This window comes from Synechococcus sp. CCAP 1479/9, from assembly GCF_019038535.1.
In the GTDB taxonomy this organism is placed as follows: domain Bacteria; phylum Cyanobacteriota; class Cyanobacteriia; order PCC-6307; family Cyanobiaceae; genus Cyanobium.
The window spans coordinates 146,602-163,682 of sequence record NZ_JAFKRK010000021.1 but is presented as its reverse complement, the minus strand read 5'-3'; the positions used below and the strand labels follow the sequence as shown (position 1 = coordinate 163,682).

25 protein-coding genes are annotated in these 17,081 nt (G+C 70.5%); 17 read left to right on the top strand and 8 right to left on the bottom strand.

Annotated elements, in window-relative coordinates; all coding sequences use genetic code 11:
• Nucleotides 1–5 precede the first annotated feature (5 nt).
• The 3 genes from KUG38_RS08370 to KUG38_RS08360 all read left to right on the top strand — a co-directional run bounded on the left by KUG38_RS08370 (nt 6) and on the right by KUG38_RS08360 (nt 1,970).
• Nucleotides 6–638 (top strand): MSMEG_0567/Sll0786 family nitrogen starvation N-acetyltransferase, encoded by a 633-nt coding sequence (locus KUG38_RS08370; protein ID WP_216920586.1) that lies wholly within the window; start codon nt 6–8, stop codon nt 636–638.
• Nucleotides 635–1,633 carry a sll0787 family AIR synthase-like protein gene (locus tag KUG38_RS08365; protein WP_216920584.1) on the top strand — a complete coding sequence of 333 codons (999 nt, stop codon included), beginning with the start codon at nt 635–637 and terminating at the stop codon, nt 1,631–1,633. Before KUG38_RS08370 ends, KUG38_RS08365 begins: the two co-directional genes overlap by 4 nt.
• Nucleotides 1,634–1,694: 61 nt before the next feature.
• Entirely contained in the window at nt 1,695–1,970 is a 276-nt protein-coding gene (locus KUG38_RS08360; protein WP_216920582.1) for an MSMEG_0570 family nitrogen starvation response protein, read from the top strand.
• A 13-nt stretch (nt 1,971–1,983) separates the two neighbouring features.
• Here KUG38_RS08360 and KUG38_RS08355 read toward each other — a convergent pair whose 3' ends face one another.
• Nucleotides 1,984–2,559: a TMEM175 family protein gene (locus KUG38_RS08355; RefSeq protein WP_216920580.1), complete on the bottom strand. Its 576-nt coding sequence runs from the start codon at nt 2,557–2,559 to the stop codon at nt 1,984–1,986.
• Between the two features lie 184 nt (nt 2,560–2,743).
• Here KUG38_RS08355 and KUG38_RS16925 point away from each other — a divergent pair, with 184 nt between their 5' ends.
• Both KUG38_RS16925 and KUG38_RS08345 read left to right on the top strand, forming a co-directional pair.
• Nucleotides 2,744–3,121 (top strand): CsbD family protein, encoded by a 378-nt coding sequence (locus KUG38_RS16925; protein WP_286195789.1) that lies wholly within the window; start codon nt 2,744–2,746, stop codon nt 3,119–3,121.
• A gap of 64 nt (nt 3,122–3,185) precedes the next feature.
• Nucleotides 3,186–3,332, top strand: coding sequence for a lmo0937 family membrane protein (locus KUG38_RS08345; protein ID WP_216920578.1), 147 nt, complete (start codon nt 3,186–3,188; stop codon nt 3,330–3,332).
• A gap of 19 nt (nt 3,333–3,351) precedes the next feature.
• Here KUG38_RS08345 and KUG38_RS08340 read toward each other — a convergent pair whose 3' ends face one another.
• Nucleotides 3,352–4,158, bottom strand: a complete 807-nt coding sequence (locus tag KUG38_RS08340; protein ID WP_216920576.1) for a sigma-70 family RNA polymerase sigma factor — start codon at nt 4,156–4,158, stop codon at nt 3,352–3,354.
• A gap of 183 nt (nt 4,159–4,341) precedes the next feature.
• Here KUG38_RS08340 and KUG38_RS08335 point away from each other — a divergent pair, with 183 nt between their 5' ends.
• Both KUG38_RS08335 and KUG38_RS08330 read left to right on the top strand, forming a co-directional pair.
• Entirely contained in the window at nt 4,342–4,533 is a 192-nt protein-coding gene (locus KUG38_RS08335) for a Thivi_2564 family membrane protein (RefSeq protein WP_216920574.1), read from the top strand.
• Between the two features lie 127 nt (nt 4,534–4,660).
• Nucleotides 4,661–5,008 (top strand): DUF421 domain-containing protein, encoded by a 348-nt coding sequence (locus tag KUG38_RS08330; protein WP_353617753.1) that lies wholly within the window; start codon nt 4,661–4,663, stop codon nt 5,006–5,008.
• On the opposite strand, the gene KUG38_RS08325 is transcribed toward KUG38_RS08330, so the two are convergent.
• A complete protein-coding gene (locus KUG38_RS08325) occupies nt 4,996–5,532 on the bottom strand; it encodes a DUF3122 domain-containing protein (protein WP_216920571.1) in 537 nt (178 codons plus the stop codon). The two genes, KUG38_RS08330 and KUG38_RS08325, sit on opposite strands and share 13 nt — an antisense overlap.
• Before the next feature lie 127 nt (nt 5,533–5,659).
• Here KUG38_RS08325 and psbA point away from each other — a divergent pair, with 127 nt between their 5' ends.
• A complete protein-coding gene (psbA, locus tag KUG38_RS08320) occupies nt 5,660–6,739 on the top strand; it encodes a photosystem II q(b) protein (protein WP_216920569.1) in 1,080 nt (359 codons plus the stop codon).
• A gap of 108 nt (nt 6,740–6,847) precedes the next feature.
• Nucleotides 6,848–7,381: a cytochrome b/b6 domain-containing protein gene (locus KUG38_RS08315; protein WP_216920567.1), complete on the top strand. Its 534-nt coding sequence runs from the start codon at nt 6,848–6,850 to the stop codon at nt 7,379–7,381.
• Here the strand turns inward: KUG38_RS08315 and KUG38_RS08310 are convergent.
• Genes KUG38_RS08310 through KUG38_RS08295 form a run of 4 tightly spaced genes read right to left on the bottom strand, consistent with a single transcriptional unit; the run spans nt 7,375 to nt 8,530 of the window.
• Nucleotides 7,375–7,629: a Txe/YoeB family addiction module toxin gene (locus tag KUG38_RS08310; protein WP_216914013.1), complete on the bottom strand. Its 255-nt coding sequence runs from the start codon at nt 7,627–7,629 to the stop codon at nt 7,375–7,377. The genes KUG38_RS08315 and KUG38_RS08310 overlap by 7 nt on opposite strands.
• A complete protein-coding gene (locus KUG38_RS08305) occupies nt 7,626–7,892 on the bottom strand; it encodes a type II toxin-antitoxin system Phd/YefM family antitoxin (RefSeq protein ID WP_286195788.1) in 267 nt (88 codons plus the stop codon). Before KUG38_RS08305 ends, KUG38_RS08310 begins: the two co-directional genes overlap by 4 nt.
• 40 nt (nt 7,893–7,932) lie before the next feature.
• Entirely contained in the window at nt 7,933–8,301 is a 369-nt protein-coding gene (locus KUG38_RS08300) for a hypothetical protein (protein WP_216920564.1), read from the bottom strand.
• A 52-nt stretch (nt 8,302–8,353) separates the two neighbouring features.
• Nucleotides 8,354–8,530: a hypothetical protein gene (locus KUG38_RS08295; RefSeq protein WP_216920563.1), complete on the bottom strand. Its 177-nt coding sequence runs from the start codon at nt 8,528–8,530 to the stop codon at nt 8,354–8,356.
• Between the two features lie 56 nt (nt 8,531–8,586).
• Between KUG38_RS08295 and KUG38_RS08290 the strand changes: the two genes are divergently transcribed.
• The 6 genes from KUG38_RS08290 to KUG38_RS08265 all read left to right on the top strand — a co-directional run bounded on the left by KUG38_RS08290 (nt 8,587) and on the right by KUG38_RS08265 (nt 12,232).
• Nucleotides 8,587–8,805 carry a CopG family ribbon-helix-helix protein gene (locus KUG38_RS08290; RefSeq protein ID WP_216920561.1) on the top strand — a complete coding sequence of 73 codons (219 nt, stop codon included), beginning with the start codon at nt 8,587–8,589 and terminating at the stop codon, nt 8,803–8,805.
• Complete coding sequence (locus KUG38_RS08285) at nt 8,802–9,215, top strand: putative toxin-antitoxin system toxin component, PIN family (RefSeq protein ID WP_216920559.1); 414 nt, start codon at nt 8,802–8,804, stop codon at nt 9,213–9,215. The genes KUG38_RS08290 and KUG38_RS08285 overlap by 4 nt, the downstream gene beginning before the upstream one ends.
• On the top strand, nt 9,212–9,883 hold the full coding sequence (pdxH, locus tag KUG38_RS08280) for a pyridoxamine 5'-phosphate oxidase (protein ID WP_216920557.1): 672 nt from the start codon (nt 9,212–9,214) through the stop codon (nt 9,881–9,883). Before KUG38_RS08285 ends, pdxH begins: the two co-directional genes overlap by 4 nt.
• Before the next feature lie 114 nt (nt 9,884–9,997).
• On the top strand, nt 9,998–10,450 hold the full coding sequence (locus KUG38_RS08275) for a DUF4079 domain-containing protein (RefSeq protein WP_216920555.1): 453 nt from the start codon (nt 9,998–10,000) through the stop codon (nt 10,448–10,450).
• A 51-nt stretch (nt 10,451–10,501) separates the two neighbouring features.
• Nucleotides 10,502–11,623, top strand: a complete 1,122-nt coding sequence (locus KUG38_RS08270) for a rhodanese-like domain-containing protein (protein WP_216920553.1) — start codon at nt 10,502–10,504, stop codon at nt 11,621–11,623.
• 57 nt (nt 11,624–11,680) lie between these two features.
• Nucleotides 11,681–12,232: a rhodanese-like domain-containing protein gene (locus tag KUG38_RS08265; RefSeq protein ID WP_216920551.1), complete on the top strand. Its 552-nt coding sequence runs from the start codon at nt 11,681–11,683 to the stop codon at nt 12,230–12,232.
• Here the strand turns inward: KUG38_RS08265 and KUG38_RS08260 are convergent.
• Nucleotides 12,218–12,865, bottom strand: a complete 648-nt coding sequence (locus KUG38_RS08260) for a methyltransferase domain-containing protein (protein WP_216920550.1) — start codon at nt 12,863–12,865, stop codon at nt 12,218–12,220. The two genes, KUG38_RS08265 and KUG38_RS08260, sit on opposite strands and share 15 nt — an antisense overlap.
• 31 nt (nt 12,866–12,896) lie before the next feature.
• On the opposite strand from KUG38_RS08260, the gene KUG38_RS08255 reads away from it, so the two are divergent.
• Both KUG38_RS08255 and KUG38_RS08250 read left to right on the top strand, forming a co-directional pair.
• On the top strand, nt 12,897–14,060 hold the full coding sequence (locus tag KUG38_RS08255) for an exonuclease SbcCD subunit D (protein WP_216920548.1): 1,164 nt from the start codon (nt 12,897–12,899) through the stop codon (nt 14,058–14,060).
• A complete protein-coding gene (locus KUG38_RS08250) occupies nt 14,057–17,077 on the top strand; it encodes an AAA family ATPase (RefSeq protein WP_216920546.1) in 3,021 nt (1,006 codons plus the stop codon). Before KUG38_RS08255 ends, KUG38_RS08250 begins: the two co-directional genes overlap by 4 nt.
• The last annotated feature ends 4 nt before the right edge of the window (nt 17,078–17,081 follow it).

Here is a 17,081-nt window from a genome sequence, read left to right as displayed (position 1 = left end):
CGGCCATGTTCTTCATCGACCCCTCCAGCCACGACATCGGCCGCAGCGCCAGTTCGGCACCGGCCGCCTTCACCCCCTCGGTGCGGCGGGGGGTGGCGATCGAGGCCGAGGACTTCCGCCTCTCGCCCACGGCCAGCTCCCAGCGCTTCTCCTTCCATCTGCTGCGGGGCGGCACGCCGCTGGAAGAGGGCTACTGGCAGTTGCGCAGCGCCATCTTCTGCCAGGAGCAGCACCTGTTCGAAGACTCCGACCGGGACGAGAAGGATGGCCACGCCTATCCGATCGCCGCCCTTGATCACGGCGCCGGCAGCGGCAGCGGCGTGGTGGGGGTGGTGCGGATCCTGGAGGAACGGCCCCGCCTCTGGTACGGCGGGCGGCTCGGGGTGCATGGCGAGCACCGCCGCCACAACCAGATCGGCAAGGGCCTGATCTGGAAGGCGGTCACCACCGCCAACGGCTGGGGCTGCGACCGCTTCCTGGCCACGGTGCAGCTCCAGAACGTGCGCTTCTTCCAGCGCCTGCACTGGACCTCGATCGACACCCTGGAGATCCGCGGCCTGCCCCACCACCTGATGGAGGCCGACCTCGCCTACTACCAGCCCGGCCACGAACGGCGCCCCCTGGCGGCGGCGGCGTGAGTCGCCCCGGGCCGCGGGGTCCTGATCTGGCGGCCCTGGCCGCCCGGTTGCGCCAGCTCAGCGGCCTCACCGGCAAGACCGACATCCAGTCCCCGGCGGCCACCTTCCCCCACCAGCCCTTTCCCGCCCTGGGGCCCGCCGCCGCCCTCGGCGACGACGCCGCCCTGCTGCCGGCGGTGGCCACGCCGCTGCTGCTGGCCAGTGAGGGCCTCGACCCGGCCCTGGTGGCCAACGACCCCTGGTTCGCCGGCTGGTGCGGGGTGCTGGTGAACCTCAGCGACATCGCGGCCATGGGCGGCACCCCGATCGCGGTGGTGAACAGCCTCTGGTGCCGCAGCCCCGCCCAGGCGGAACAGGTCCTGGCGGGCCTGCGCCGGGCCTCGGAGGTGTTCGGGGTGCCGGTGGTGGGGGGCCACACCAACCTGCACAGTCCCTACGACGCCCTGGCGGTGGCGGTGCTGGGCACGGCCGCCGGCCCGGTGCTCTCAGCCCGCGCCGCCCGTCCCGTCGACCACTGCCACCTGCTGATCGACCCCAACGGCGGCTTCCGCGGCGCCTCCCTCTGCTGGGATGCGGCCACCAACGCCGAGCCCGCCCGGCTGCGGCGCCAGCTGGCCCTGATGGCAGAACTGGCGGCCGACGCCAGCGTCCACGCCGCCAAGGACATCAGCATGGGCGGCCTGGTGGGCACCGCCGCCATGTTCTGCGAGGCGGCCGGCTGCGGCCTGAGCCTGGATCTGGCGGCGATCCAGCCCCCCGATGGGGTGGAGCTGGAGCCCTGGCTGACCTGCTTCCCCAGCTTCGGCTTCCTGCTGGCCGCCCGGCCCGATCAGGAGAACCGGCTGGCGGAGCGGGTGGCCGCCTGCGGCGGCCTGCTGCTGGCGCGGATCGGCACGTTCACGGCGGAGCGACGGCTGGTGCTGGAGGCGGAAGGCCGGCAGGAGACGATCTGGCGCGGTGAGGCGCCGCTCACCGGTTTCGGGGCGCTGTCGTGATCGCCACCGCAGCCGGGGCGGCCCCGGCGCACAATGATCCCAATGGGTGGTGGGGGGCGCCATGCCGGAAGTGGAGCTGACGCTGGAATGGCCGGATGGGGGCAGGAGCCGCCTCTATTCCCCGTCCACCGTGATTCTTGAGCACCTGGCCCCGGGCCAGACCGTGACGGTGGCGGAGCTGCGCAGCAAGGGCACCCTGGCGCTGCGGCAGGCCTCCGAGCGGGTGCGGGCCCGCTACGGCTTCGCCTGCACCCGGGCCGATGAGGAGGAACGGCGCCTGCTGGAGCAGGCGGCAGCCTTCGCCGCCGAGGAGCTGGTGAGCGTCCAGGCCGCCTAATTGGCCGGAGCGCCTAGTCGGAGAGCACCCGCTCGATGCGGCGATCGGGGATCAGCCACATCAGGGCCACCAGCGCATAGACGGCCTGGCCAACGGCCGGAGAGAGCAGGCTGGCCAGCATCGCCACCAGATAGAGGCTCAGGGATGTGTGCCCCTTCCAGTCGCGGCCCACGGCCCGGCGCAGCAGGGAGTCGGGGCCCTGGCTGGCGATGATCCGGCCCTGAAGGATGAAATAGGCCATGGCCGCCATCACCATCACGGCGCCATAGAGGAACGCAGGGGCGATCGCCCGATGGTTCTGGCCCATCCAGCCGGTGGCGAAGGGCACCAGCGACAACCAGAACAGCAGATGCAGGTTGGCCAGCAGCACCGGGCCGCTGACGCGCTGCAGGGTGTGGAGCATGTGGTGGTGGTTGTTCCAGTAGATGCCGATATAGATGAAGCTCAGCAGATAGCTCAGGAAGACGGGGATCAGGGGCACCAGGGCCGCCGGTTGGGTGTCGTGGGGCACCTTGATCTCCAGCACCATGATCGTGATGACGATGGCCAGCACACCGTCGCTGAAGGCCTCCAGGCGGGTGGTGTTCATGGGGGCCTGTGGGTGGATCTGGCTGCTTATGGCAGAAACGACGCAGAGTGCTGCAGAAAGGACATGAATCGCTACATCGTCCAGACAGCCTGGCACCACTCAACAGGTGAGGGATGCCGCCTCCTGCCGCCGCAGATGGGGAGAAAAGAAATCTTCGCGGGGCACCGCGCTCAATAGAGAAGGGTTGACCACCTCGAAGCAAGATCCGATGAGATTTCGCATCCGCAGACGCCTGTTGTCGCTGGCCTCCATGGCCGCCCTGGTTGTCTCCCTGATGATCCAGTGGCCAGCCACGGCCATGGCCAGCCATGCCCCCTCTCTCACCCCCATCACCATCGCCGCCATGACAGACAAGATGTCCGCCAAAGCCAAGGAAGCCGAAGGCAAGATGCAATCCGCCTATGGCGAAGTCACAGGTGACACAGGCCAACAGATCAAGGGCAAAGCCAAGCAGGTTCAGGCCTCCGCCATGAACACGGCCGAAGCCGTCAAGGACGGCACCAAGTCCGCGGCCCGCAAGGCCAGTGATGCCGCCGACAAACTGGCCGACAAGATCAAGTAACCGGCCCATTCACCCACGCGTCCCTGACGCGTCACCAACGCATCACCATTGAAAGGAGGACCCCATGCTGGAATCACTCGCCGTCATTCTGGTGATTCTCTGGCTGCTCGGATTGGTGACGTCCTACACCTTGGGCGGCCTGATCCATCTGCTTCTGGTCGTTGCCCTGATCGTGATTGCGGCCCGACTGATCAGTGGTCGGACCGTATGACGTGCCCTCGGCGCGCGGATCAGGGTTCCTCGGCCAGACATCGGCGCAGCTTCAGCAGGGCCTTGCGCTCCACATGCTGCACCTTGTGCTTGGACAGTCCGATGCCCTCGCCGATCTTCGCCAGCGACGGAGAATCGGCGCCTGCATAGCGAAGCCGCAACACCCGGCGCTCCAGAGGGGTCAACTGGAGCAGGGCACGGTGCAGCCACAGGTAATCGTCCTGAAGGCCGGGCTCGCTGGGATCGCCGATCAGATCCGTCAGACTCACCTCCCCGTCAGTGCTCCCCAGGGTCTGGTCGAGGGAGAGGGTCTGCAGGTCATGGGAAGCCTGAAGCACGGTCTCCAGCCGTCTCGGGCTCTCCCCCAGCTGGACGCCGATCGCGGCCAGCGTCAGGGGATCCGGGGAGGCATGGCGCAGGGCATGCACCTTGCGGGCCAGGGCCGCCATCTGGGGCGGGATCCGGATCAGACCGGCCGTTTCCTGGAGATGGCGGTGCACCGCCTGGCGGATCCACCAGGAGCCGTAGGTGGAGAACCGGTAGCCGCGCTCCGGCAGGAAGCGCTCCACCGCATGGATCAGGCCGAGGTTGCCGGCCTGCACCACATCCATCGGATCCAGATGCATCTGGCGGATGCGGTTGTGCTGCTGCTTGCAGAGCGACACCACCAGGCGCAGGTTGCCCGTCACCATGCGGGCAAAGGCACGTCGCCCCCGCCGTTCCTCGCGGGGGGCCGGGGCCGGCTGGGAGCGCCAGTCCTGAACCAGGGCGCCGAGGTGCAATTCCTCGGCAGGCGTGAGCAGGGGGATGCGGCCGATGCTGCGCAAATAGTCCCCAAAACAATCTGACATGGCAACCAGAAAAGAGGGGCGCCTACGAGTTTAGGAATGGCAGAGACATCGCCACGATCGACATTCGATTCTGCGGCAGATCTGCAGCATCCAGGTGCATGAACCGATAGAGACGTAGCCTGGCTTTTGTATCCGTTGCAACCCACAGGAGAACACATCATGTCGCTGATTTCGCTCATCATCACCCTGATCGTCGTCGGGGTTCTGCTGTGGCTCGTCAACAACTACATCCCCATGGACGGGAAGATCAAACGCATCCTGAACATTGTGGTGGTGGTCGCCGTTGTGGTGTGGCTCCTCAACATCCTGGGCCTGATGGATTCGCTGCGCAGCATCCGCATCGGCCGATGAGATGGCGCATCTGTCCATCCCCATCTGGGAATTCGTCTTTCGTGGTGCCGTTGTCTATCTCTTTCTGCTGTTGCTCCTGCGGCTGACAGGGAAACGCCAGGTCGGCCAGCTCGCCACCTTTGATCTGGTGCTGCTGCTGATCCTGTCGAATGCCGTGCAGAACTCCATGAACGGCGGCGACAACTCGCTGGTCGGAGGTCTGATCTCCGCCGTCACGCTGATTGGCCTGAACCATCTCGTTGGGGCGGCGACCAGTTCCAGCAAAGCCATCGAGATGTTCGTGGAGGGTCGACCCCAGGTGCTGGTCCACAACGGCAGGGTCTATGGCGACGTGCTCCGGCGCTCGCAGCTGACCCGGAATGAACTGGATGCGGCGATCCGATCGGCCGGCTGCACCGCTGTGGACAACGTGCACCTGGCCATCCTGGAGAACAACGGCTCGATCACGGTGCTCCCCAGATCTCACCCCTCCTGAGCCGTGGCCGCGGGAATGGACGCGGCGTGCAGGGCCAGGGTCTCCTCCGGGCCCAGCACCAGCTCCGCTGACGCCTCTCCCGCCAGAGGCAGGCTGAGGACCAGGGGCAGGGCGTCGCTGGGGCGGGGCAGCAGGTCGGCCAGGTCGAACTGGGCCGAGCTCTCCGGCAGGGCCCCGGCCCCGGCCGCCACCAGCTCCTCGCTGCGGTTGGCCAGGGTCCACGAGCCGCCGACGCCGTCGCTGAGCAGCAGGGGCCGGCTGTGGTCGACGGCGATCCCCGGGGTGAGGGCGCTGAGGCGCAGGCGCTCGCCACTGGGGTAGGCGGGATCGGGCTGCTCAAAGATCCTCATCGACCAGCGGTTGTCGCCCCGGTCGCGCAGGCTCCAGCGCTGGCCGTCGTCGGCCCGGGCCAGGCCAGGCGCCAGGGTCAGCAGCAGCACCAGCAGCAGGGCCGCCAGGGCCGCCGCCCAGGGCCGGGCGCCGCTGCCGGGGGAGCCCGGAACAGGTTGAGCAGAAGCACGCATGGGGAGCAGTCCCGCCACGGGGTCATTCAACGTTATCGTTTTATCGTCCGGCAGCGGCAAGCGGCATGGCCGCAAGGCGATCTCGCCGCCCGTCGCTCCCGGTCTGTCCATCTTCGGATGTCCTGCCATGACTCTCACCACCCTGTCGCGTTCCGGGGTCCATCCCTGGGATCGCTTCAAGAACTGGGTCACCAGCACCAAGAACCGCCTCTACGTGGGCTGGTTCGGCGTGCTGATGATCCCCACCCTGCTCACGGCCACCGTCTGCTTCGTGATCGCCTTCATCGGAGCCCCGCCCGTCGACATCGACGGCATCCGCGAGCCCGTCTCCGGCGGCCTGCTCTACGGCAACAACATCATCACCGCCGCCGTCGTGCCCTCGAGCAACGCCATCGGCCTGCACTTCTACCCCATCTGGGAAGCCGCCAGCCTCGACGAGTGGCTCTACAACGGCGGCCCCTACCAGCTGATCATCTTCCACTTCCTGATCGGCATCTTCTGCTGGATGGGCCGGGAGTGGGAGCTCAGCTACCGCCTGGGGATGCGCCCCTGGATCGCCGTGGCCTACTCCGCCCCGGTGGCCGCCGCCACGGCCGTGCTGCTGATCTATGCGATCGGCCAGGGCTCCTTCTCCGATGCCATGCCCCTGGGCATCTCCGGCACCTTCAACTTCATGCTGGTGCTGCAGGCGGAGCACAACGTGCTCATGCACCCCTTCCACATGCTCGGGGTGGTGGGGATCTTCGGCGGCGCCCTGTTTTCCGCCATGCACGGCTCACTCGTCACCAGCTCCCTGGTGCGGGAGACCACCGAGACCGAGTCCCAGAACCGGGGCTACAAGTTCGGCCAGGAGGAGGAGACCTACAACATCGTGGCCGCCCACGGCTATTTCGGCCGGCTGATCTTCCAGTACGCCTCCTTCAACAACAGCCGCAGCCTCCACTTCCTCCTGGCCGCCTGGCCGGTGGTGGGGATCTGGTTCGCGGCTCTGGCGGTGGTGAGCTTCTCGTTCAACCTCAACGGGCTGAACTTCAACCACTCGGTCCTGGATCACCAGGGCCGGGTGGTCGACACCTGGGCCGACATCCTCAACCGCGGCGGCCTGGGCATCGAGGCGATGCACGAGCGCAACGTGCACAACTTCCCCCTCGATCTGGCGGCCGCCGCCAGCACCCCCGTGGCTCTCAGCGCACCGTCGATCGGTTAGTGGGGCTTTGAACCCCGCCCAGCCATCGGCGCCCTGAGCCCCTGCCGGGCCCGGAGAGATCCGGGCCCTTTTGCCGTGACACGCTATTGATCTTCGCCGGCTGAGTCGATGGCGCGCCCCCCCTACCAACCCTCCCTGCTGCGGCTGAGCCATGGCGTCACGGCGGTGCTGGTGCTGGCCGCCTGGCTGAGCGGGCTGTTCGTCTACAGCCGCTACGACGGCCGCTGGGGGCGGCTGCCCTTCACCCCGCCCGGCAGCTGGATCGACCTGCACGGCCAGGCGGGCTTTCTGCTGCTGCCCCTGGGCCTGGTCTTCGCCGCCTACGCCCTCACCCTGGGCCGGGCGCGCCTGCGGCGAGCCACCAACGCCATGGCCCTGGGGGCTCTGGTGCTGGCGGTGGCCACGGGCAAGCTGATGCAGGAGGACTGGCTGCGGGACGGCCAGCTGCACCACCTGGCCTACAGCCTGCACCTGGTGGCCTGGCTGCTGATCGGCCTGGCCGTGGTGCTGCACGTGGGCGACAGCCTGCGGCTGGGGGGCACGCCGCTGCTGGTCTCGATGGCCAGCACGACCCTGCGGCCAGGTGATCTGCCGGGGGACTGGCCGGGCCAGGTGCGGCGGTTTCTGAAGCGGGGTCAATAGTGATACCGAAGCTGGGCCAGCAGCAGAGCGTCACCGTCAACCTTGTAGACCATGCGGTGCTCGTCGTTGATGCGGCGTGACCAGTAGCCAGCGAGGGCGTGTTTCAGGGCTTCCGGCTTGCCGGTGCCTGAAAACGGCGTCCGAGACGCTTCCTTGATCAGTGCGTTGATGCGCTTGAGCAGGACCTTGTCGGTGGCCTGCCAGTGGAGGTAATCCTCCCAGGCCTGCTCAGCGAAGATCAACCTCATTCGCTGAGGCTCCGCTCCTGGCCCTGGCCCGCGTCCAGGCTGGCCGTCGCCTGCAGCAGACGCCTGGCATTCTCAGGGACCCGCAGCAGATAGGCGGTTTCCTCGAGGGCTTTGAAGTCCTCCAGTGACATCATCACCACGGATTTCTGTCCATTGCGGGTAATGATCAACGGCTCATGGTCGGCGCAAACCCGGTTCATCGTCTGGGCCAGGTTGGCGCGGGCCGCTGTGTAGGTGATGGCGTCCATCGGCAGACCTTTCATCATGTACGCGTTACTGTACGGCTGGCGGCCTGCCGACGCTTCACACCGGATCCCCTGGCAGGAAGCGCCGGATGAAAAGCTCCAGGGCCATCGGGCCGCAACGGGGCTGCCAGGTGGTGCCGCCCGGCAGCCGCCGCCAGCAGGCCACCTGCAGCGCGCCTCCTCCGGCCAGCAGCTGCACCCGGTAGCGGTACTCGGCATCGGCGGCCTGGGCAGGGGCGGCCAGGGGTTCGGCGCCGGGCTGGCTGGCCAGGAACGCCGCCGCAAAGGCCTCCGGCTCGGGCCGTTGGCGCAGGGCCGTGGCGAAACGCCAGGCGGCGCCGGTGGGGTAGCCGTCGTGGTGGAGATAGAGGTGGCGCTCCGGCACGCCGGGGAAACCGGTGAACGAATAGACGGCGCGGGTGGCCAAGGGGTTTGGGCGACTGCACAGGGAAGTGCCACCGGTGTCTCACACTCAGGCGTCACTGAGCCGTTCCACCTTGGGTTTGGGCGATTAAGGGGCTGGACATGTTCTGCGAGTTCAGCTCGCCGTCGTCGCCCTGCTGCAGGGCCTGCAGGCGTTCACGGCGTTCTGCGGCGCTGAGCTTCTTGTGGGTGGAACCCTTCGCAGCGCTGCCGGTGTTGCTGCGGCTGTCCACGCCAGCCGACCTCCCGTCCACCTGTGCCAGGATCTGGCACAGGTGGCAGGTGTTCCATGCGGGAAAGCATTTCCATCAGCCTGCCGGCGGATCTCAAGGACGAGCTCGACCAGGCCACGGCCGCCGAGGGGATCTCTCGCAGCGATCTGGTCCGCGACGCCCTGCGGGCCTACCTCCTGGCACTCCGCTTCAGGGCCTTGCGGGCCACCATGCGTCCGTACGCCGAGGCCCAGGGGGTCTTCACCGATGAAGACGTCTTCCGCCTGATGTCGTGAGGCTGGTGCTCGACACCAATGTGCTGCTGGCCGCCTTCCTGTCCCGTGGCGCTTGCCACGATCTGCTTGAGCATGCCCAGCAACACCATCAGATCGTGATTTCCGCCTTCATTGTTGAGGAGTTCAGCTCCAAGCTGGCCGGCAAATTTCGTGTGCCATGGCCTGTCATCGACTCCGCAACCCAGCTGCTGACGGCGACGGCGGAACTCGTTGTGCCCGTGCCTTTGGCTGCACCCGTCTGCCGCGATCCGGACGACGACTGGATTCTGGCCACGGCCCTGGCTGGTGCCTGTGGCTGTCTCGTCACCGGTGACAAGGATCTCCTCGCCATCGAGGAGCATGCCGGCTGCAGGATCCTCGCCCCTGCGGCGTTCTGGCGCTTCGAGGCCGATCAGTCAGAAGGTCAATGAGCGTGCCCCCCACCGACCCCGCCCAGCTGCGCCGCGACTACCGGCGCCAGGACCTGCGGCGGAGGGATCTGGCGGCCGATCCGGTGGCGCAGTTCCGGCGCTGGTTCGATCAGGCGGTGGCCGCCGCTCTGGACGAGCCCAACGCCATGGTGCTGGGCACCAGCGATGGCCGCCGCCCCAGCGCCCGCACCGTGCTGCTCAAGGCCTTCGACGAACGGGGCTTCGTCTTCTTCACCCACTACGAAAGCCGCAAGGCCACCGAGATCGGCGCCCATCCGGAGGTGAGCCTGCTGTTTCCCTGGTACGGGCTGGAGCGGCAGGTGGCCATCCTGGGCCGGGCCGAGCGGATCAGCGCCGCCGAATCGCTGGCCTACTTCCTCTCGCGCCCCGTCGGCAGCCGGCTGGGGGCCTGGGTGTCCCAGCAGAGCGCCGTGATCGGCTCCCGCTCGATCCTGGAGATGCAGTGGGACGCCATGAAGCGCCGCTTCGCCGATGGCCAGGTGCCGCTGCCGCCGGCCTGGGGCGGCCTGCGGGTGGTGCCGTTCGAGTTCGAGTTCTGGCAGGGCCGCAGCAACCGCCTGCACGATCGCTTCCGCTACCGGCCCGAGGGCGGGGCCAATGGGGAGGCGGGCGCCACGGCCTGGACCATCGAGCGGCTGGCGCCCTGAGAGCCGATTCCGGCCGCCGGCAATCTCCAGGTTGGCAGCGGAATCACCCCAGGACCCCCTGCCAAGAGTGAAGGGGATGCCGCCGGAGCGGATCCCCTCCCTTGCGCCGGTGCCATGCCCTTCGCCCTCAACTTCGTCCACCCCGTGCTGATGTGGGGGCTGCTGGGCCTGATGCTCTATTCGGGTTTCCTCGGCCTCAAGGCCAGCCAGATCCGCAAGGTGGGCCCGGACGATCGCAAGGCGATGCTGCCGCTGCGCTACGGCCAGCGGCACGCCCGGCTCGGGCTGGTGATCCTGGCTGTCACCCTGCTCGGGGCCGCCGGTGGGATGGGAGCCACGTTCCTGAAGAACGGCAAGCTGATCCTGGGTCCCCACCTGTTCGTCGGCCTGGCCGTCGCCGTGCTCGTGGGCGCCACCGCCTCCCTGGGACACTCCCTGCAGAAGGGCAAGGACTGGGCCCGGGGCCTGCACGTTGCCCTCAATGGGACCGTGCTGGTCCTGTTCGGCTGGCAGGCGCTCAGCGGGGTGGCCATCGTCCAGAAGCTGCTGACCCCAGCGCCCCTGTGATCTTTTCGCAGCTATGCGGCTATGCTCATAGCACTTGATGCCTGAGCACCCATGGCCGTTGCGCCCGCGCCCTCCCTCTGCCTCGCCGCCGCCGCCGGGGGAGCCCCGCTGCTGTTCCGCCAGCTGTTCGACGCCGACACCGGCACCTTCACCTATCTGCTGGCGGAGGTGGCCAGCCGCAGGGCCCTGCTGATCGATTCGGTCTTCGAGCAGCACGACCGCGACCTCTCCCTGATCCGGGAGCTGGGCCTCGAACTGGTGGCCGCGATCGACACCCACGCCCATGCCGACCACGTGACCGGCAGCTGGCTGATGCACGGGGCCACCGGCTGCGCCATCGGCCTGGCCGCCTGCGTCGGCGCCGAGAACGTCACCCGCCCCCTGAAGCAGGGCGACCGCGTCCTCTTCGGCGGCCGCCATGTGGAGGTGCGCGCCACCCCCGGCCACACCGACGGCTGCCTCACCTTCGTCCTCGACGACCACACGATGGCCTTCACCGGCGACGCACTGCTGGTGCGCGGCTGCGGCCGCTGCGACTTCCAGCAGGGCAACGCCCACACCCTCTGGGCCTCGATCACCGAACAGATCCTGACCCTGCCGGATCACTGCCTGCTCTACCCAGGGCACGACTACACCGGCCGCAGCGTCACCTCCGTCACCGAGGAGAAGGCCTTCAACGCCCGCCTCGGCGGCAACGCCACCGAGCGGGACTTCGTGGGCCACATGGAGAACATGCGCCTGCCCCACCCCCACCGGATCGCCCAGGCCCTGCCCGGCAACATGCGCTCCGGCAAACCCCGTGATGCCAGCGCCGCGCCCGCCTGGGCGCCCATGACCCGCAGCTATGCCGGACTGCCGGAACTCAGCCCGGCCTGGGTGGCCGCCCATCGCGGCGATGTCACGGTGCTGGATGTGCGCTCCGCCGAGGAATTCGAGGGGCCCGACGGCCACGTGGCCGGCAGCCTGCTGGTGCCCCTGCCGGAGCTGGAGAGCCGCTCCGGCGAGATTCCCGCCGATCGGCCGCTGGTGGTGGTCTGCCATTCGGGCAGCCGCTCGGCCCTGGCCACCCAGCAGCTGCTCAAGGCCGGCCGGACCCAGGTGGCCAACCTCCACGGCGGCCTGAGCCGCTGGGCCGCCGAGGGCTTCCCGCTGGAGGGGGTCGTCCAGGCCTGAAGCGCTTGCCAGGTGAATTCCATCCCATCCCTTCCTCCCTCCATGACCCCCACGACCATGACCAGCACACCCATGACCACCCCCAGCCGCCTGGGCGCCCACGACCTGGCCGAACGGCTGGCGGCCGGCGAGGTCACCGTGATCGATGTGCGCGAGCCGATGGAGTTCGCCACCGGCCACATCGCCGGCAGCCTCAACGTGCCCCTCTCCCGCCTGGCCCAGGCCGACCTGCCCCGCGGCCCGCTCGTGCTGGTCTGCCAGAGCGGTAACCGCAGCGGCAAGGGCCTCGCCCAGCTGCTCGGTCAGGGCCATCCCCACCCCGTCGCCGACCTGCTCGGTGGCCTGCCCGCCTGGCAGCAGGCCGGCCTGCCGGTGCGCCAGCTCAAGGGGGCGCCGCTGCCCCTGATGCGCCAGGTGCAGATCGTCGCCGGCAGCCTGGTGCTGCTGGGGGTGATCCTGTCCCAGGCCGTGGCCCCCGGCTGGATCTGGCTGAGCGGCTTCGTGGGGGCCGGGCTCACTTTTGCCGGCATCTCCGGCTTCTGCGGCATGGCCCGGCTGCTGGCCGTGATGCCCTGGAACCGGGTGTCGCTCGGCTCAGCCCGGGGCTGAGCTCCGGCGCCACAGGCCCAGCCATTCGTCCTGGCGCTGGTCCACCGAACCGCTGGCCGGCTCCCAGAGCTCGGCCACCAGGCCCGCCTGGCCCAGCTGGGTGGCCACCACCTCGGGGTCGCTGCCCCAGGGCGGACCGCCCGGGTTGCCGTGGCACCAGAACAGCCCCAGCAGCCAGCCGCCCGGCGCCAGCAGCCGGCAGACGGTGGCGATGTAGGCCTCGCGGCGGCCCGGATCGATGGCGCAGAAGCAGGTGTGCTCCACGACCCCGCTGAGGCTGCCGGGCGCCAGACCCGCCGCCTCCAGGGCCTGCTGGTCGAACAGGTCGGCCTGCAGCCAGCGCAGGCCGGGCCGGTCGTCACCGTGCCGCGCCCGCGCTTCGGCCACCGCCTCGCCGCTGAAGTCCAGGCCGATGGCAGAGAAGCCGAGCTGCTCCAGCAGGGCGGCCTCATGGCCGCGGCCGCAGCCCGGCACCAGCACCGTCCCCGGCGGCCGGGGCGCCAGCGGATGGCTGCGCAGAAACTGCTCCAACGGCGGGGCGGGCCGGCCCAGTTCCCAGGCGTCCGTGCCCTGCTGGTAGCGCTGGTCCCAGTGGCCTGGCTCAGCGGTGGAGGCCGACTTGGAGGGGTTCATGGCTCCAGCATGGCCCCCCTAGCCTGTCGCGATGCGCCTGCTGCACACCTCCGACTGGCACCTGGGCCGCAGTTTTCACGGTGCCTCGCTGCTGGAGGAGCAGGCGGCGGCGATCGAGCGGATCGCCGAACTGGCCAAGGAGCACGCCGTCGATGCGGTGCTGATCGCCGGCGACCTCTACGACCGGGCCATCCCGCCGGCCGAGGCAGTGGAGCTGTTCAACAAGGCCCTGGCCCGGCTGAGCCGCAATGGCACCGCCGTGGTGGCCATCGCCGGCAACCACGATTCCCATGTGCGGGTGTCGGTGTACGACCCGCTGCTGTCGGCCTTCGGGGTGACGGTGCGGGGCGACGTGGGCCGGGCAACCGAGCCGGTGCTGGTGACACCCCGCGACGGCGGCACGCCGGTGGCCATCTATCCCCTGCCCTACCTGGAGCCGGCGGTGGTCGGGCCCGTCCTGGCCGGGGCACCGGTGCGCCTGCGCCACGAGGAGGTGACCCGTCTCGCCATCGAGCGGATCCACGCCGATCGGCGCGAACGGCCAGCGCACCGTTCGGTGCTGGTGGCCCACACCTTCGTGGCGGGCGGCGAGACGTCGGAATCGGAGCGGGAGCTCACCATCGGCAACGTCGACCGGGTGAGCGTGGCCGCCTTCGAGGGCTTCGATTACGTGGCCCTCGGGCACCTGCACTGCTCCCAACAGCTGGACGGCCCCCGGGTGGCCTATTCAGGCACTCCGCTGGCCTATTCCTTCTCCGAGGAGCGGCAGGTCAAGTCGGTGCGGATCGTGGAGCTGGCCGCCGACGGCACGCCCAGGGTGGAGGTGGTGCCCCTGGGGGTGGGCCGGCGCCTGTGCACCCTCCGTGGGCCTATCGAGGAGCTCTGCTCAGACCCTGCCCACGCCGCCGCCAGCGAGGCGCGGGTGCGGGCGATCCTCACCGACGACACCCTGCCCCTGCAGGCCATGGCCCGGCTGCGGGCCCGCTTTCCCCACATCGCTGAGCTGCGCCACGAGCCCCCCGAGGTGGCCCGGGCCGGCGAGGCCGAGCGCCACCGCCAGGTGCGCCAGGCCCGCTCGCCGCTGGAGCTGGCCACCGCCTTCTTCAGCGACCAGCAGGGCCAGCCCCCCGGCGAGCCGGAGGCCGAGCTGCTGCGGGCGGCCCTGGCGGCGGCGGAGCGGGGAGGGGAGCGGTGAAGCCGCACCGGCTGGCGATCGAGGCCTTCGGGCCCTATGCCGATCCGGTGGCGATCGACTTCGACGAGCTGGCCGCCGAGGGGCTGTTCCTGATCCACGGCACCACCGGCGCCGGCAAGACCTTCCTGCTCGATGCCCTCTGCTTCGCCCTCTACGGCGAGGTGTCGGGCGACCGCAGCGTCAAGGGGCTGCGCTCCGACCACGCCGCCCCCGGCGCCGTGCCCCGGGTGAGCCTGGAGTTCTCCTGCGGCACCGCCCGCTACCGGGTGGAGCGCACCCCTGCCCACACAGCACCGAAGGCCCGGGGCCAGGGCACCACCGAGAAGCCGCCCCAGGCGGTCCTGTTCCGCCTGGACGCCGGGGCACCGGAGCAGCCCATCGCCGCCAAGACCACCGAGGTGACCCGGGAGGTGGAAGGCCTGGTGGGGCTCAGCGCTGCCCAGTTCCGCCAGGTGATCCTGCTGCCCCAGGGGCGCTTCGCCGAGGTGCTGCGGGCGAAGGCCGAGGAGCGCGAAGCCCTGCTCAAGACACTCTTCGACACGGTGATCTACGAGCGGGCCGGCTGGTGGCTGGAGGACCGGGCCCGGGAGGCGAAGAACCTGGCGCTGGAGCAGGCCCGGGAGCAGGAGGTGCTGCGGCGCCGGGCGGCCGACGCCTGGGGCCCCCACGCCCCCGAGCCGCCGGAGGGGACCGAGCCGCCACCACCACCCGCCGACCAGGGGGGCCTGGAAGCGCTGGTGGCGGACATCGCCGCGGTGGTGCAGGGCACCGAGGCCGCCCTGCGGTCGGCCTCCGCCAGCCTGCAGGAGGCCCAGGCAAGCCAGGCGGCCCTGGCGGCGCAGGCGGACCGGTTCGACCGGCGCGCCGCCGCCACCACCCTGCTGGGCGAGCTGGAGGCCAAAAAGGAGACGGTGGAGGCGTATCGCCAGAAGCTCGCCCTGGCGGAGCAGGCCGAACGCCTGCGCTCCAGCCTGGGGGCCGAGCAGGGGGCCCGCCAGTCCCTCGCCCTGGTGGAGCAGGGGCTGCAGGAGCAGCTGCGCGCCGCACGCCAGGCCAGGGACGTCGCCCAGGCGCTGCCGCCGACGGTGCTGGGGCTGGATCTGGTGGCCTTGCCGTCCGCCGAAGCCCTCGCGTCGGCCGGTGCCGACCTGGCCGCCCGGGGGGCCGAGGTGCGGGAGCTGGCGAAGAAGGCCGAGGAGGCCGCCCAGGCCGGGGGGGCGGCGGCCGCCGCCAGCCAGCGGGCCGGCGAGGTCGAGGCCGGGCGGGCCACGGCCGTCACCCAGCAGGGGCTCCTGGCGGCGGAGCAGGAGCGGGAACTGGCCCTGCTCAGCCAGGCCCGCAGCGCCCGCGACCAGCTCGAGGGCCTGCAGCGGGCCGCCCGGGAGGCCGAAGGCCGTGCCGTGGCCGCCGAAGCCATCGCCCCGGCCCGGGAGCGACAGCACGCGGCCGAGGTCGCCAGGAACGGGGCCGATCGCCAGGTCAACACGGCGGCCGCCGGCCTCAACGAGCTGCGGCGGCGCCAGATCGAGGGCATGGCCGCCCGGCTGGCCGGGGGTCTGGCCGCCGGAGCCCCCTGCCCGGTCTGCGGTGCCACCGACCACCCGGCACCGGCCCGGCCCTCGGCCGACGCGGTCGATGACGGGGCGATCGCCGCCGCCGAACGGACCCTGGCTGCGGCCAACCAGGCAGCACAGGCGTCTGCGGTGGCCCTGGCCAACGCCCAGGCCGCCCTCGCCGCCGTGCTGGAGAAGGCGGGCGACGGCGCCGATCCGCTCGCCGCCCGCCAGGCCGCCGGCAGCGCCGCTGCGGCCCAGCTGGCGGCCCAGGCCCTGGCCGACGGTCTGCCGGCGCTGGAGCAGCGCACCGCCGATCGGGAGCAGCAACGCCAGCAGCTGGCCAAGGCCATCGAGGCGGCCGCCACGGCCATCGCCCTGGATCGCCGGGCCGCCGGCGAGGCCAGCCAGCGGCAGCGGACCCTGGCTGAGCAGGTGGTCCGGGAGCTGGGGGAGGGGCTGGAGCCCGGTACGGTGCTGCGGGCCTTCGGGCCCCTGGAGGCCGCCCTCAAGGCCCTGGTGGCCGGGGCCGGCGCCCACACCCGCGCCAGCAGCGAGCTGGAGCAGGCGGCCCGGCGACTGGGCCAGGAGCTGGCCGCCTCAGCGTTCGCCACGGCGGCGGACGCCGCGGCGGCCTTGCAGGAGGAGAGCTGGCGCCTGAAGCTGGTCGAGCGGATCGCGGCCTACGAGGCGGCGGTGATCGAGCAGCGCAACCTCCTGGCCGCACCCGATCTGGCCGATCTGCCGGAGCAGCGCCCCGACACCGTCGCCGCCGGCGAGGCCGTGACCCGCGCCGATGCGGTCCGCACCCGGGCGGTGGAGCGCCACAGCGAAGCCCGGGCCGCCCAGCGGGAGATCACCCGCCTCACCGCGGAGCACCGGGCCGGCGCCACCGCCCTGGCGGAAAAGCAGGAAAAGGCCGAGCGGCTCAGCGCCGTGGCCAACCGCTGCCAGGGCAAGGCGGCCCCCTACATCTCCCTGCAGCGCTGGGTGCTCTCGGCCTACCTCGCCGACATCTGCGGCTACGCCAACCAGCGGCTCACCCTGATGACCTCCGGCCGCTACCAGCTGCGGCTCACCGACGAGGGCGGCCACGGCGGCCGCAACGCCGGCCTGGGTCTGCGGGTGCTGGATGCCTACACCGGCGAGGAGCGGGAGGTGAGCAGCCTCTCCGGCGGCGAAACCTTCCAGGCCTCCCTGGCCCTGGCCCTGGGGGTGGCCGACACGGTGCAGGCCCACGCCGGTGGCGTGCCCCTGGAGGCCCTGTTCATCGACGAGGGCTTCGGCAGCCTCGACCCCGACAACCTGCAGCTGGCCATGGACGAACTCGACCGCCTGCGGGAGGGGGGCCGGCTGATCGGCCTGATCAGCCACGTCGGCGCCCTGCGGGAGCGCATCCGCGGCGGCATCGAGGTGATCGCGGGCGAGCGGGGCTCGAGCCTGCGGGTGGGTGTCACCGCCTGAGGCA

Bases quoted from the DNA above. Each gene is read 5' to 3' on its own strand.
- KUG38_RS08260 (WP_216920550.1), bottom strand. From the start codon at position 12,865: ATGAACCCCTCCAAGTCGGCCTCCACCGCTGAGCCAGGCCACTGGGAC.
- KUG38_RS08315 (WP_216920567.1), top strand. From the start codon at position 6,848: ATGGCGCGCCCCCCCTACCAACCCTCCCTGCTGCGGCTGAGCCATGGC.
- KUG38_RS08305 (WP_286195788.1), bottom strand. From the start codon at position 7,892: ATGAAAGGTCTGCCGATGGACGCCATCACCTACACAGCGGCCCGCGCC.
- KUG38_RS08345 (WP_216920578.1), top strand. From the start codon at position 3,186: ATGCTGGAATCACTCGCCGTCATTCTGGTGATTCTCTGGCTGCTCGGA.
- KUG38_RS08255 (WP_216920548.1), top strand. From the start codon at position 12,897: ATGCGCCTGCTGCACACCTCCGACTGGCACCTGGGCCGCAGTTTTCAC.
- KUG38_RS08325 (WP_216920571.1), bottom strand. From the start codon at position 5,532: ATGCGTGCTTCTGCTCAACCTGTTCCGGGCTCCCCCGGCAGCGGCGCC.
- KUG38_RS08355 (WP_216920580.1), bottom strand. From the start codon at position 2,559: ATGAACACCACCCGCCTGGAGGCCTTCAGCGACGGTGTGCTGGCCATC.
- KUG38_RS08360 (WP_216920582.1), top strand. From the start codon at position 1,695: ATGCCGGAAGTGGAGCTGACGCTGGAATGGCCGGATGGGGGCAGGAGC.
- KUG38_RS08290 (WP_216920561.1), top strand. From the start codon at position 8,587: ATGCGGGAAAGCATTTCCATCAGCCTGCCGGCGGATCTCAAGGACGAG.
- KUG38_RS08370 (WP_216920586.1), top strand. From the start codon at position 6: ATGTTCTTCATCGACCCCTCCAGCCACGACATCGGCCGCAGCGCCAGT.
- KUG38_RS08310 (WP_216914013.1), bottom strand. From the start codon at position 7,629: ATGAGGTTGATCTTCGCTGAGCAGGCCTGGGAGGATTACCTCCACTGG.
- KUG38_RS08270 (WP_216920553.1), top strand. From the start codon at position 10,502: ATGGCCGTTGCGCCCGCGCCCTCCCTCTGCCTCGCCGCCGCCGCCGGG.
- psbA (WP_216920569.1), top strand. From the start codon at position 5,660: ATGACTCTCACCACCCTGTCGCGTTCCGGGGTCCATCCCTGGGATCGC.
- KUG38_RS08275 (WP_216920555.1), top strand. From the start codon at position 9,998: ATGCCCTTCGCCCTCAACTTCGTCCACCCCGTGCTGATGTGGGGGCTG.
- KUG38_RS08265 (WP_216920551.1), top strand. From the start codon at position 11,681: ATGACCAGCACACCCATGACCACCCCCAGCCGCCTGGGCGCCCACGAC.
- pdxH (WP_216920557.1), top strand. From the start codon at position 9,212: ATGAGCGTGCCCCCCACCGACCCCGCCCAGCTGCGCCGCGACTACCGG.
- KUG38_RS08335 (WP_216920574.1), top strand. From the start codon at position 4,342: ATGTCGCTGATTTCGCTCATCATCACCCTGATCGTCGTCGGGGTTCTG.